Annotated in this window: 2 protein-coding genes; both read right to left on the bottom strand. The window is 69.4% G+C overall.

The window, feature by feature from the left end; translation table 11 throughout:
- Positions 1-68: 68 nt before the first annotated feature.
- Complete coding sequence (locus tag C1I97_RS40545) at positions 69-323, bottom strand: DDE-type integrase/transposase/recombinase (protein ID WP_181447134.1); 255 nt, start codon at positions 321-323, stop codon at positions 69-71.
- On the bottom strand, positions 302-504 hold a 203-nt coding region (locus C1I97_RS38680; RefSeq protein ID WP_146608484.1), incomplete at its 5' end, for an IS3 family transposase. The genes C1I97_RS40545 and C1I97_RS38680, both read right to left, overlap by 22 nt.

Raw genomic sequence — 504 nt, forward strand, 5'->3', positions numbered from 1 at the left:
CGGTCCTCAACTCCCGTCCCCGTAAGACCCTCGGCTGGAAGACACCCGCGGAAGCCCTCGACGATCATCTACGATCGGTGCACGCCGGTGTTGCGACGACCAGTTGAATCCGCCTTCGCTGCCGCGGTCGGTGTGCATGATGCAGCCGTCCTCCAGCCACCGCGGCCGGCCGCCATCCGCAGGGCGGCGACCGGCAGCTCGGCGCGGTGGTGGTCGGCCATCGCCCAGCCGATCACCTCCCGCGTCGCAAGATCGATACAGGTCGCCAGATACAACTTCCCCTCAAGTGTGATGAGTTCGGTCATGTCGCCGACCAGCCGCATCCGGGGCGGGGTGCGGTGAAGTCCCAGCCGATCAGATCGGCGGCGAACACCGCCCGCTTCGCCTGCCGGGTCAGGCCCCGACGCCGACGGCGGGTGATCCCGACGATCCGGTGCTTGCGCATCAGCCGCTCGACCTTCTTGCCGTTCACCGCCCGCCCGGCCCGCCGCAGGGCAGCGTGGA

The organism is Streptomyces sp. NTH33, from assembly GCF_003236365.1.
GTDB lineage: Bacteria > Actinomycetota > Actinomycetes > Streptomycetales > Streptomycetaceae > Streptomyces.